10 protein-coding genes are annotated in these 13,206 nt (G+C 43.1%); 2 read left to right on the top strand and 8 right to left on the bottom strand.

From position 1 onward, the window contains the following. The 3 genes from pdxA to lptD form a co-directional block, all read right to left on the bottom strand. Positions 1–1,047, bottom strand: a complete 1,047-nt coding sequence (pdxA, locus tag GFB47_RS09520; protein ID WP_153447775.1) for a 4-hydroxythreonine-4-phosphate dehydrogenase PdxA — start codon at positions 1,045–1,047, stop codon at positions 1–3. Then, positions 1,037–2,329, bottom strand: coding sequence for a peptidylprolyl isomerase SurA (surA, locus tag GFB47_RS09515; protein ID WP_153447774.1), 1,293 nt, complete (start codon positions 2,327–2,329; stop codon positions 1,037–1,039). The genes pdxA and surA overlap by 11 nt, the downstream gene beginning before the upstream one ends. Positions 2,330–2,418: 89 nt before the next feature. After that, positions 2,419–4,821 (bottom strand): LPS assembly protein LptD, encoded by a 2,403-nt coding sequence (gene lptD, locus GFB47_RS09510; RefSeq protein ID WP_153447773.1) that lies wholly within the window; start codon positions 4,819–4,821, stop codon positions 2,419–2,421. Between the two features lie 278 nt (positions 4,822–5,099). Between lptD and djlA the strand changes: the two genes are divergently transcribed. Next, a complete protein-coding gene (gene djlA, locus GFB47_RS09505; protein WP_153447772.1) occupies positions 5,100–5,945 on the top strand; it encodes a co-chaperone DjlA in 846 nt (281 codons plus the stop codon). Between the two features lie 122 nt (positions 5,946–6,067). Here djlA and nadC read toward each other — a convergent pair whose 3' ends face one another. Continuing rightward, a complete protein-coding gene (gene nadC, locus GFB47_RS09500) occupies positions 6,068–6,988 on the bottom strand; it encodes a carboxylating nicotinate-nucleotide diphosphorylase (RefSeq protein ID WP_153447771.1) in 921 nt (306 codons plus the stop codon). Between the two features lie 233 nt (positions 6,989–7,221). On the opposite strand from nadC, the gene ampD reads away from it, so the two are divergent. Then, positions 7,222–7,770 (top strand): 1,6-anhydro-N-acetylmuramyl-L-alanine amidase AmpD, encoded by a 549-nt coding sequence (ampD, locus tag GFB47_RS09495; protein ID WP_153447770.1) that lies wholly within the window; start codon positions 7,222–7,224, stop codon positions 7,768–7,770. 261 nt (positions 7,771–8,031) lie between these two features. Here the strand turns inward: ampD and leuD are convergent, their stop codons facing one another. The 4 genes from leuD to leuA are packed head-to-tail and all read right to left on the bottom strand — an operon-like array spanning position 8,032 to position 12,799. Continuing rightward, positions 8,032–8,637, bottom strand: coding sequence for a 3-isopropylmalate dehydratase small subunit (leuD, locus tag GFB47_RS09490; protein ID WP_153447769.1), 606 nt, complete (start codon positions 8,635–8,637; stop codon positions 8,032–8,034). 10 nt (positions 8,638–8,647) lie between these two features. After that, entirely contained in the window at positions 8,648–10,099 is a 1,452-nt protein-coding gene (gene leuC, locus GFB47_RS09485; RefSeq protein ID WP_153447768.1) for a 3-isopropylmalate dehydratase large subunit, read from the bottom strand. A gap of 18 nt (positions 10,100–10,117) precedes the next feature. Then, positions 10,118–11,221 carry a 3-isopropylmalate dehydrogenase gene (gene leuB / locus GFB47_RS09480; protein WP_153447767.1) on the bottom strand — a complete coding sequence of 368 codons (1,104 nt, stop codon included), beginning with the start codon at positions 11,219–11,221 and terminating at the stop codon, positions 10,118–10,120. A gap of 27 nt (positions 11,222–11,248) precedes the next feature. Further along, entirely contained in the window at positions 11,249–12,799 is a 1,551-nt protein-coding gene (leuA, locus tag GFB47_RS09475) for a 2-isopropylmalate synthase (protein WP_153447766.1), read from the bottom strand. Positions 12,800–13,206 lie beyond the last annotated feature (407 nt).

Genomic DNA, 13,206 nt, shown 5'->3' with positions numbered 1-13,206 from the left:
TTAAATGCGGTTAGTGCTAGAGCTTTCAGCAAGCTCTAAAGCGTGGGTGATAGCAGTTAAAAAACTGCCAATGTCGGCTTTCCCTGTGCCGGCTAAATCAAGTGCAGTCCCATGATCAACTGAGGTGCGTATAAAAGGCAGACCTAAGGTAATGTTGACTGAATTACCAAAGCCTTTGTATTTTAGTACAGGTAGGCCTTGATCGTGGTACATAGCTAATACTGTATCAGCTTGTTCCAAGTATTTAGCATTAAAGATGGTGTCGGCAGGTAATGGGCCAACTAAATCCATGCCATCTTGTTGTTTAAGTTTTTCCAGTGTCGGGCTGATGGTTTCAATCTCTTCACGCCCTAAACAGCCATCTTCACCGGCATGTGGATTAAGACCACACACATAGATCGATGGTTTTTCAATACCAAATTTGGTCACCAAATCAGTATGTAAAATTCGGATGATGCTTTCTAAGCGTTCGGCAGTAACCGCTTGGCTAACATAAGCTAACGGAATATGAGTGGTGACTAAAGCCACGCGTAAACCTTCGGTTGCCAGCATCATAACCACCAATGGGGTATTGGATTGCTCGGCAAAAAATTCGGTATGGCCACTAAATGCCACACCAGCGCGATTGATTACACCTTTATGTACCGGACCTGTAACTAAGGCATCAAATTCTTTACTAATACAGCCTTGGCAAGCGTGCTCTAAGGTTTTAAGTACATAATGCCCATTGGCTTCATTCAGTTCGCCTGCCACTACTTCAACCGAAGCCTCGATATGCTGAACGTATAATTGCCCTGCAATAGAAGCGCAGACTGGTTGCTTGGCTTGATAATCGAGTAAATTGACTTTGATCCCTAACAATTGTGCGCGCTGTTGTAACATATTTTTGTCGGCGCAGACAATCAATTGATGTGGCCAATCGCTTTGAGATAAAGCTAAAACCAGGTCTGGACCAATACCAGCCGGCTCACCTGCTGTAATAACAATCCGCTTGATCGTGGCGGTGGTATGGTGATGCTCTTTATGGGGTTGATTGTTATTTTGCATCGTTCGTACCTTGATCATTATCAAGCATTTCAACATAAGCACTGGCACGAATTTCTTGTAACCAAGCACCGGCTTCTTCATTAAATTTACGCTTAAATAGGATCTCATAGGCACGGTTTTTCATGGCCGATTCAGTGCGGTCGACAGTGCGACGATCGAGGACTTTGACAATATGCCAACCGAAGCTGGTTTTAAAGGGTTGGCTGATCTCACCAATCGGTAAAGTATCGACTTGATGTTTAAATTCAGGCGCATAATTATCAGAAGTTTGATAGCCGAGTTTACCATCATTAACTGCCGTACCTGGGTCTTGGCTGTATTGTTTCGCCAACTCACCAAAGGTTCGCTTGCCAGATTCAATTTGATCAATAAAGCCATTTAGTTCTTGTTCGGCGCCTTGATCACTTAAAATAATCGAAGGTTTGATTAAGATATGTTGGGCGCTAGTTTCCGTTACCGCTACCGTTTTAAGCCCTTTAACATCTTCAATCTTCATAATGTGAAAACCAACGCCGCTGCGGAATGGACCAATAATTGCGTCTTTTCCTTGAGTGGTTATTTGGTCGGCAAAAATGGTTGGCATTTCTTCTTTACGCATCCAACCCCAGTCACCACCTTCTAACGCTTTTGGACCTTTTGAATAAGTGTAAGCCAGCGTAGAGAAATCTTCCCCTTGTTTTAAACGCTCGACTAACTCTTTTGCTTGTTTTTCGGTTGCGGTTTTATCATCACCAAAGCGTAGTTGTAATTGGGCGATCTTATATTCAACCGTTGAGGTGGTTTGGTCGGCCAGTAAAGCTGATAAAGTATCAACTTCGGAAGGTGAAATATTAACGCGGCGTCGAACCTGAGCATTACGTGCTTCACTAATCGCAATTTCTTTGCGTATTTGTTCACGGAAAATAGGGTAAGTTAAGCCTTCACTCTCAACCGATGCTTTGAGTTGATCAACGGTTTGTTTATGTCCGCTGGCAATTCCCTTTATCGCTTGTTCTAAACGGTCATCATCGATTTGGATGCCCATTTTTTTTGCTTCTTGCAGTTGGATCTCATCTAAAATCAGTTTTTCTAGTACTTGTTCATGCAAAACCTTGGCATCCGGCAGGCCTTTTTTACCTGCGTTTGCCTTGACCGTTTTCATGGCATTATCGACATCGGTTTGTAAAATAACGCCAGTGTTGACAATGGCGACGACGCTATTTAGCTCTTGCGGCGCAGCAAAGGCGGTGTGCCCAATACCTAGAGTGAGTATGCTCAATAATGCAGGGATCCATTTTTTCATTACTACTTCCAAAATAATAGAGATAGAAAGCCAGCCCAATTGTGGCTGACTTAGTCATTTATTTGTTGTTTTGTGATCGTTTTTTATGATTAATTTAAGCTAAATGGACGACCATAACTTAAGGAGTTACCACCATCGCTGTAGGCAAGACCTGCACTGGTACCTAAGCCTTTAATACCAATGTTGATACTGACTTTACCTTCGTACTCTGGTCCTGGCCCATTCTGGGCATATACATTTTCAACACTACCTGATGACATAATATGATGCGAATAGGTGACACCTAAGAACCAACAATCATCGTTGTAAGTGACGCCCGCTAAGCCTTCTAACATGTTGTTTTCAGTTAAATCATAATAATAACTGGCATTAAAGTCCAAACGCTTCGTAATTTTAAATTTAGTTAAAGCACCAAGTTGAGAAATACCACTTCGAGTGTATGAATCGAGCTGGGACTCTAAAATATTGGGTGCACTCTGTTGGATATAATCTTTCGATGTATAACGATAGTTTAACTGGGTATAACCGGTTGGCAATTTATATTCAAGCGTACTGTTCGCTTGCTGTAAATTGGATAAATTGGAGTCATATTGAAGACCACCTTTATATTGCCATTTGTCACTGATATTCCATTCGTTCTCTAATGCCCATGCCGAGAGATGATTATTGTTAGAATTATCACTTTCTTCCGATGGTGTAAGATAGAGTATCTGGCCTAATGAAATATTAAAACGTTCTTTAAAATCGGCATCATAAAAACGAGAGGTAGCACCATAACTAAGCTGGTTAGCTGAGGCGATATAATCGACACTGCTGTATTTCATATCACGGAATAATCCGTAATAATCTTGCGGCATTAAAGTTGTGTCATAACCATGATAAATCTCATCTTGATCGACTTTGGGAATATACAAGTATTGCAATCTTGGCTCGATGGTTTGGGTGTAATCACCAAAGAACTTTTCGTTACTGTCCATGAATAGATTACCGTTAATTCTAAATTCTGGCACTACTCGTTGAGTGTGCTCTTTTAATTTGGGAACGTTGGTGTTTTTTAAATCTTGATCATAGTAGGTATACATTACCTTAGCTTCTGAAGTTAACTGCCCCCATGGCGCAGAAAAAGGCAATATAACGCCTGGCTCCATATGTAAGCGTGTTGCATCTGGGAGTTTATCGTTATCGGTTTCAAAACGCGAGATATGGCTATTCCACTCAAAATCTAGGTGTGGCAATGCGCGTGGACGATAATATTTAAAGCCCAACTGTGGTAATAATCGGTATGGTTTGTTATTGGTGAGCACCTGGAAATTACGCACCTTTAAGGTGGTGTCAGAGAATTCGGTTCGGTAATTGACTTCACCAATTTGGTTCAGCTGCCCATCTTCACGCTTACCAATATTAGAATCGAGATCATCTAAATAAGTATTATCACTGATTTTTGCGTAATCGACCGAAAATTTCCAGTGTCGATTATAGATACCTTCATGCTGCCAGTGCCCCCCCCAACGAGCGCCTTTATCGGTGTAGAGACCATCTTTATTCAGGTATTCAAATTGAGCTGAACCTGCACCAAAGCCATCGGTTCGGTAGCGAAACTCGTTCTCAAATTGAGTGCCGCGCTTTTGCATGTAGTTGACGGTGGTGGTGAGATCGTAATTGGGTGCTAAGTTGAAATAAATGGGAATATTTAACTCTAGGCCATTTTTTGTATCATAAGCAGCATTAGGGTATAGAAAACCGGTTTTACGTTTAGCACCAATCGGCACGGTGATGTATGGCCAGTAAAAAATAGGAATATCTTGCACTTCAAAGCGAGTGTTGTAAAAAGTAGCTTCTTGCTCGTCGTTATCAATATCAATGTCACTGGCTTTCACGCGCCATGATTTGTTATCTTCTGGACAGGTAGTTAAGCTGCCATCTTGCATTGAATAAATCGCTTGGCCATCTTTTAGAATATAGGCTGCGTCACCACGAGCCGTTTGGCACAGTAAATTATATTTCGTATTGTACAGTTCAACTCGATTCCCTTTCAGATCTGAGTTAACCTTGGTCGATTGTGATTTAATTTGACCATCATTGGTGACCACGTTGCCATCGGCTACCGCGGTATTATTGGCTTGATTGAGCGTTACTTTGTCGGCTGTTATGGTCTTATGACCTTGAGTTACCACCACATTGCCATGATAGGTCGCTTGATTTTGACCTTGAGACGTTACACTATCTGCTTGAATATTAACTGGGATACTATTGCTGTTTTTCGGTTGACTGGCTGGATCAATACATTGATCTACTGGGGGCGTATTGATTGACGCGCTATCATCAGAGTCACTCTCATTTAAAGGAGTGTTACTTGTACTTGAGTCAGCAGGGGGAGCATCAACCACTGCGGTTTCAGACACACTATCGCGACTGCTATCGTCAGCGAAAGCAGGAGATAAAAAAGCAGCACTAAGAAGAGTGGTGAAAAAAGTGCGAGAAAGTCGAAGCATTGAGTAAAATAGTCCTTTGCAACGTTAAAGTTGATATTGTTTTTTATAAAATTTCATAAATAAGACGAACTCTATAGAGATTTCTATATCATATACGGAAACGGCTTTAAGATACATTGTTCAACCAGATAAAAATGGTTTGTATTTCACATCGTCAAATGGCGAAATAGAGAAGACCAACCTCGCTCGGGTTGAGAACAATAATCATCTCGTGCGATTGTTACTATACAGACAACGGTAAAGAATAAAAATTCATAGTTTGGGAATTGGATAAGTAGATGATAGGTAAATTACTCGGTATTTTGTTTGGCTCCATGGTAGGTAATATCCCAGGGGCGATTATTGGCTGCTTTATTGGTCATATGTTTGATAAAGCTCGTACAAATCAACAAGGTTTTCAATCTGCGTTTGGTTCTGGTGCGTCACAAGCGGAGCGCCAAACGGAGTTCTTCCAAGCTGCATATGCAGTGATGGGACACGTTGCTAAAGCCAAAGGGCAGGTGACCAAAGAAGAAATCCAACTGGCGAACGTGATGATGGATCGAATGAACCTGAGCGCGGCGCAAAAAACAATTGCTCAAGAGGCATTTCGTCAAGGTAAGGAAGCGTCTTTTCCATTACAAGAAACGTTACGGAAAGTACGGTTTTCAGCCGGACGTAGACGTGATTTGTTACAGTTTTTCTTAGAGCTACAAATCTCAGCCGCTTTTGCTGATGGTGATTTACATCCTAGCGAAATTCAAGTTTTGCAGGTTGTGGCTCAAGAGTTAGGGTTTACTGCGCAATATTTACAGCAACGTTTACGCATGCAAGAGGCTGCTTTCCGTTTCCAGCAGCAAGGTGGGTTTGGTGGCTATCAACATCAAGGCCAGCAATCGGGCGGCCAATGGCAACAACAAACATCGGCTTCGCAACTAAACCATGCTTACGACCTACTAGGGGTGAGTAAGGATGATGATGCAAAAACCATTAAACGTGCTCACCGTAAGTTGATGAATGAACATCACCCAGATAAATTAGTGGCAAAAGGTTTACCGCAAGAAATGATGGAAGTGGCAAAGCAGAAAGCGCAAGAAATTCAAAGTGCTTATGACCTGATCAAGAAAGAAAAAGGCTTTAAGTGAGTTTAAAGTAGAAGGGGCGGAACGCTTCGCTTGAGAATCAATGATATAAAATAGCCTATGCCTATTTATCAAACGGGAGCATATTAGGCTCCCGTTTTTTTTTGCTTTTATTTTTTAATCCCTTATCCCTGCACGCGCATTGATAGATCCATCGCTTTAATGTGCTTCGTCAGTGCGCCGACAGAAATGTAGTCCACTCCTGTTTTAGCGTATTCATTTAAGGTCTCAAGGGTTATGTTGCCTGAGTTTTCTAATGCGGCTTGACCAGTGGTTAAACCGTTTTCTTGGCCTATCTGCTGATTTAATGCCACCGCTTCAATCATCATGTCTTTAGTGAAATTATCGAGCATCACAATATCTGCACCGGCTCGGATTGCGCGTTCCAATTCGGCCAGTGATTCAGTTTCAACTTCCACCGGTTTACCTGGGTTTAATTGCTTAGCCGTCGCGATCGCCTTTTCAATCCCGCCACAGGCAATAATATGATTCTCTTTAATTAAATAACCATCAAAAACTCCAATCCGATGATTAAAACCGCCACCACACGTCACCGCATATTTTAATGCGCTGCGCAGGCCAGGAATGGTTTTACGAGTATCTAGCAAGCGACAGTCCGTGCCTTGCAATTGCTGAACATATTGAGCGGTTAAGCTGGCGCATCCAGATAAAGTTTGAATAAAGTTCATCGCATTACGCTCACCGGTGAGTAGTGCGCGGGAAGGACCGGTTAGGGTGCAAAGGGTTTGATTGGGTTTGACGGTATCGCCATCGGTGACATGCCAATCTATGCTTACTTGGCCGCCAAGTTGTACAAACACTTCATCAGCCCAAGCTTGACCACAAAAAACGCCATCTTCACGTGTAATAATGGTGGCAGTATTTACCGCATCTGCAGGAATTAAACTGGCGGTAATATCGGCATTCGGATCAAGTGTGCCGCCTAAGTCTTCTTTTAGGGCATCACTTACCATACGAGTGATTTGTTGTGGTAGTTGCTGCTTTAGATAGTTAAGGCGAGAATCTGAATCGTGAGTATTTTTCATGCGAGAGTGATCCGGTTGAAGTTTGCGATAATGGTATGATACTGCAATCTGGATCAAAAGGGGAAGAGCGCGATTATTTAGTAGTATTAATACTAATCGCTTTAGATCTGATCCAGCATTAATACAAGGATTGCTTAAATATGGATTTATTTTACTCTATATACACATTTCTTTTCCGAGACTAAATTTTATATACCCCAAGTAAGATGGGTATAAGCACTTTAAGGACATATATGTATATCAAGGCTGATCACTGGTTGTCAGAGGTTAAGCACATTCCCTCACCATATTGTGATCAACGGCCAGATCAAACGCCGATTTCACTATTGGTGGTGCACAATATTAGTTTGCCTCCGGGTCAATATGGTGGACCTTATGTCGAACAGTTTTTCACCGGACAACTCGATCCTAATGCGCATCCTTTTTTTAAAGTGATCCATAGAATGGGGGTTTCGGCGCATTGCTTTATTCGACGTGATGGTGAAGTGATCCAGTTTGTGCCTTTTAATGCTAGAGCATGGCATGCGGGGCGATCGAGTTTTGCAGGAGTGGATCGTTGCAATGATTATTCGATAGGTATTGAGCTTGAAGGTACCGATTGGGATAGTTATAGCCAAGCGCAATACCAAGCTTTGGTCGCAATAACTAAAGCGCTGATGACCACTTACCCCGACATTACACTACCAAGGATCACTGGCCATCAATATATAGCGCCATTACGCAAAACCGATCCTGGTTTAGGGTTTGATTGGCGAAAATATCGCGCCATGATTAAAGCGTAGTTCCCATTCAAATCAATTTGAATACGCCTAAAAGACGCTGAACCGTCCTTGGTCGCTTGAGAAAAAGCCATCCATGACCTTTGACACTTTTCTCTGTACTCAATTTTGAACGATCATTAAATTTATGGAATTGGTATTACACTTTTCTTGTATCCAATTTTGATGCTTCATTAAATTTCTTGCATTGGCATAAAAAAGAATAAAACGTAAAAATCCTAGAAACCAGATAAAAGAGGCTTCTAGGATCATTGCTTATTGCTTCTATTTCAAAAAGCTAGGGATGTTGTTTTCAAACTCGGTAATTTTATCGGCATGTTGCAGTGTTAACCCGATATTATCCAAACCATTTAACAAGCAATGACGGCGAAACTCATCAATTTCAAAGGAATATTGCTTACCATTGGCGGATACCAGCATAGCTTCAAGATCAACCGTCACTTGCGCGCCTTGATTGGCTTCAACAAACTGGAACAGTTCATCGACTTCCGCATCAGTGAGTCGAACCGGCACCATCTGATTATTGATTGAGTTGCCATAGAAAATATCGGCAAAGCTTGGCGCGATCATCACTTGAATACCATAATCGGCTAATGCCCACGGCGCATGCTCACGCGATGAACCACAACCAAAGTTTTCACGCGATAATAAAATACTCGCCCCTTGGTAGCGGGGTTTATTCATAATGAAATCAGGATTTGGCTGTTGACCGGCATCATCTAAAAAGCGCCAATCATTAAAAAGATGTTGACCAAAACCAGTGCGAGTGACTTTTTGCAGAAACTGCTTAGGGATAATCGCATCGGTATCGATATTAGCAATATCCAATGGCACCACTAGGCCAGTATGTTTTTGAAATCCTTGTGACATAGTGTTTTCCTTATTGTGCTTGTTCTGCGAAGGCAAGTTCGAATGAACGAATATCCACAAAGTGACCGGCGATCGCCGCTGCCGCTGCCATAGCCGGGCTGACTAAGTGAGTACGACCATCGCGCCCCTGACGACCTTCAAAATTACGGTTGCTGGTGGAAGCGCAACGCTCTTGTGGACCCAAACGATCATTGTTCATCGCCAGACACATAGAGCACCCCGGTAAGCGCCATTCAAAACCGGCATCGATAAAGATTTTATCTAATCCTTCAGCTTCGGCTTGCGCTTTGACTTGCTCTGAGCCTGGTACGATGAGGGCTTGCACATTGGCGGCAACTTTCTTGCCATTAGAGGCGCTAACAACGGCTGCTGCCGCGCGCATATCTTCAATGCGAGAGTTAGTACAAGAACCGACGAACACTTTATCAACAGGATAATCCGACAGTTTTTTACCGGCTTCAAGTCCCATATAAGCCAAGGCTTTTTTGGCTGAACTTTGCTCAACAGGATCAGCGAAACTTTCTGGTGCAGGAATAACCCCATCGACTGACATCACTTGACCAGGGTTGGTACCCCAAGTGACTTGTGGAGTAATGTCTGCCGCGTTTAACGTAACGACAGCGTCAAATTGAGCGTCATCATCAGATTGCAGCGTTTTCCAATATTCAACCGCCGAGTCATAATCGCCGCCTTTGGGAGCAAATTTACGCTGTTTAATATAATCGAAAGTGGTTTGATCGGGAGCGATAAGGCCGGCTTTAGCGCCAAGTTCGATCGCCATGTTACATACCGTCATGCGGCCTTCCATCGAAAGATCGGTAATCGCTTCACCACAAAACTCGACCACATAACCGGTGCCACCCGCTGCCGTGGTTTTGCCAATAATGGCTAGCACGATGTCTTTGGCGGTAATGCCATCAGCCACTTTGCCTTTGACTTCAATTTTCATTGTTTTAGCTTTGGCTTGTTTCAGCGTTTGAGTGGCTAATACATGTTCGACTTCCGAGGTGCCAATACCAAAGGCTAATGAACCAAATGCGCCGTGAGTGGCGGTGTGCGAATCCCCACAAACAATGGTCATGCCTGGTAGAGTAATACCAAGTTCAGGCCCCATTACATGTACAATGCCTTGATATTTATGGTTTAGATCGTAAAGTGTCACACCAAACTCTAAGCAGTTTTGCATCAGAGTTTGCATTTGAATGCGCGCCATTTCACCCGAAGCATTAATGTCTTTGGTGGTGGTGGAGACGTTGTGATCCATAGTCGCGAAGGTTTTGCTCACTTGGCGTACCGGCCGGCCTTTTTCGCGTAAACCATCAAAGGCTTGAGGGGAAGTCACTTCATGTACTAAATGACGATCAATATAAAGGATAGGTGTTTCACCTTCCGCGGCGACTGCGACATGAGCATCGTAGACTTTTTCATATAGCGTTTTGGCTGTAGTTTGTTTTATAGACATTGCTCTACCTGCTCGTGTTTAGCGATTAATGGCTGGGGAGTTAAGGATATACTGCGCGATCTTGTCACCCATTTCTGAGGTCGAAAGTGCAGCTTTATCTCCGGCTAAATCACCCGTTAGCTCTCCGGCTTCTAGGGCTTGAGATACCGCTTTTTCAATATCTTGCGCAGCCGCTTCTTCATTTAAACTATAACGAAGCATTAATGCGGCTGATAAAATTTGCGCCACTGGATTAGCAATGTTTTTACCTGCGATATCCGGTGCACTGCCGCCCGCAGGTTCATACAAACCAAACTTGCTTTCATTTAGGCTGGCAGATGGCAACATGCCCATTGAACCTGTGATCATGGCGCATTCATCTGAAATGATGTCACCAAAAATATTAGAACAAAGCATGACGTCAAATTGCGATGGGTCTTTGATTAGTTGCATGGTGGCGTTATCAATGTAGATATGTGATAACTCTACATCTGGGTAGCCTTTGGCGATTTCTTCGACCACTTCACGCCATAAAATCGAGCTTTGTAGTACGTTGGCTTTGTCGACCGAGCACACTTTTTTGCCGCGTAGACGAGCCGATTCAAATGCGATTTTGGCAATACGTTCAATTTCATAACGGTGGTAAATTTCGGTATCAAAGGCTTTTTCTTCTGGGCCTTGGCCTTCACGACCTTTAGGTTGACCAAAATAAATACCACCAGTTAATTCACGCACCACCACAATATCAAAACCACGCCCTGAGATATCGGCGCGTAATGGCGAGAAGTTCTCTAAACCGGAATGAATTTGTGCGGGGCGTAGATTACAAAATAATTGGAAGTGCTTACGCAGAGGAAGCAAAGCGCCACGTTCAGGTTGATCGTTTGGAGGTAGGTTTTCCCATTTCGGGCCGCCGACTGAGCCAAATAAAACCGCATCGGATTGTTCGCACGCTTTAACTGTGCTGTCCGGCAGTGGCGTGCCATGGTTATCAATCGCGATCCCACCAACATCATGTTGTTCACGCTCAAAGGTGATCGTGTGTTTTTTCTCTATTGCATCCAGAACCTTGTGCGCTTGTTGCATAACTTCTGGACCAATGCCATCACCAGGTAGTACGGCTATTTTATATGAACCTGCCATGGTTATTTCTTCCTTAAAAATTAAAATTTAAACAGTTGCGATTTTTTTCGAGTGTTTGATCTCGGCAATTTGATCGGCGCGATGAATACTATTGATCACATGAAGCAGCGCTTGACCAGAAGCCTCGACAATATCGGTCGCCAAACCCGTACCATGATATTTACGGCCTTTGTAATTAGCAATAATGTCAGCCTGACCTAAGCCATCTTCGCCTTCACCTTTGGCTGTCAGATCAAATTTATCCAATACGATTTCATAGCCAGTCAATTTATAGATACATTGGTATAACGCATCAACCGGACCATTACCGACTGCTGCTTCACATTTTTCTTCATCGCCACACTGCAATTTAATGCTGGTGGTCGCCATCACGCTGCCGGATTGTACGCTTAGGTAATTCAACTTAAAGTAGTCGTCTTCATCGCGCAAGTTCGCAAAGTGCATTAATGACTCTAAATCGTAATCAAAGACTTGGCCTTTACGGTCTGCCAGTTTTAGGAAATCATCATAAAGAGTATTAAGATCGTATTCGCTGTCGTGATAACCCATAGTGTCCATGTGGCTCTTGACCGCCGCGCGACCAGAGCGACTGGTTAGGTTTAAGGCTTGATTTTTAAGACCGATGGTTTCTGGTGTCATGATCTCATAAGTATTTTTATTTTTTAGCATGCCATCTTGGTGGATACCGGATGAATGGCTAAAGGCATTCGAGCCCACAATGGCTTTATTGCTTTGAATTGGCATATTGCACAGTTGGCTGACAAGCTTGCTGGTGCGATGGATCTCATCGTATTTAAGACCAGTATTGACCCCTAGGAAGTCACCACGGGTTTTGATGATCATGGCGATCTCTTCCAGTGCACAGTTACCCGCGCGCTCACCAAGCCCATTGATTGTCCCTTCCACTTGACGAGCACCTGCTTGAACTGCCGCCATTGAATTGGCAACCGACATACCCAAATCATCATGGCAATGCACAGAGATCACCGCTTTATCAATGTTAGGAACGCGATTAAATAGGGTGGCGATAATGCCGCCGAATTCGTTGGCCATGGTGTAGCCGACGGTATCGGGAATATTAACCGTGGTAGCGCCAGCATCAATGGCCGCTTCGACAATGCGACATAGATTATCGATTGGAGTACGGCCGGCATCTTCACAAGAAAACTCAACATCGTCGGTGTATTTACGCGCACGTTTAACCGAGCGGATCGCCATTTCAACTACATCATCATAGCTGCGACGCAGTTTGTCTTGTACGTGAATGGTCGAAGTGGAGATAAAGGTATGAATACGGAAAGCTTCTGCCACTTTTAGCGCTTCGGCGGCGACATCAATGTCTTTTTCTACTGCGCGAGACAGGGCGCAAATACGACTGTTTTTAATATTTTTGGCAATGGTTTGTACCGATTCAAAATCACCAGGAGATGAGATAGGGAAGCCAGCTTCGATAACATCCACCCCTAAACGCTCTAATGCATAGGCAATTTGCAGTTTTTCTTTTACTGTCAGGCTGGCAGAAAGTGCTTGCTCGCCGTCGCGTAGGGTAGTGTCGAATATAATTACTTGATCATTCATAGTGGCTTCCTTTCTATGTGTGTACGCGATCCAACGCGATTTTAGCTTTGGTGAGCTAAATATAATAAAAAAGCCCGCATGGTAATGCGGGCTTTTTTGGAATTCTTATGTGGTATGTTTCGTCCACTTCCTACCCGCGCGATGGTTTCACGATAAGGAGGAGGTTGAGTAGAGTTGAAACATGTTTAGTCATTAATTTTCATCCACAAAGTTAGTGTCTAAATTTGTACCGCATTTACCTTATCATCGTCAAGGGTTTTGATTGAAAAAGTGACAATAAGTTAACATTTTATCTTCATCTCTTTTAATTCTGGTTATTCCCTATGAGTTATCTTTTTCAACTTATTGGTTTGATTTTCAAAGCAATCACTCAGTTTTATCGTTACAATCGAATTAAGCATACAATT

The organism is Vibrio algicola (assembly GCF_009601765.2).
GTDB lineage: Bacteria > Pseudomonadota > Gammaproteobacteria > Enterobacterales > Vibrionaceae > Vibrio > Vibrio algicola.
The sequence above is the reverse complement of the archived record's forward strand: the minus strand, read 5'-3'. Positions and strand labels throughout refer to the sequence as shown.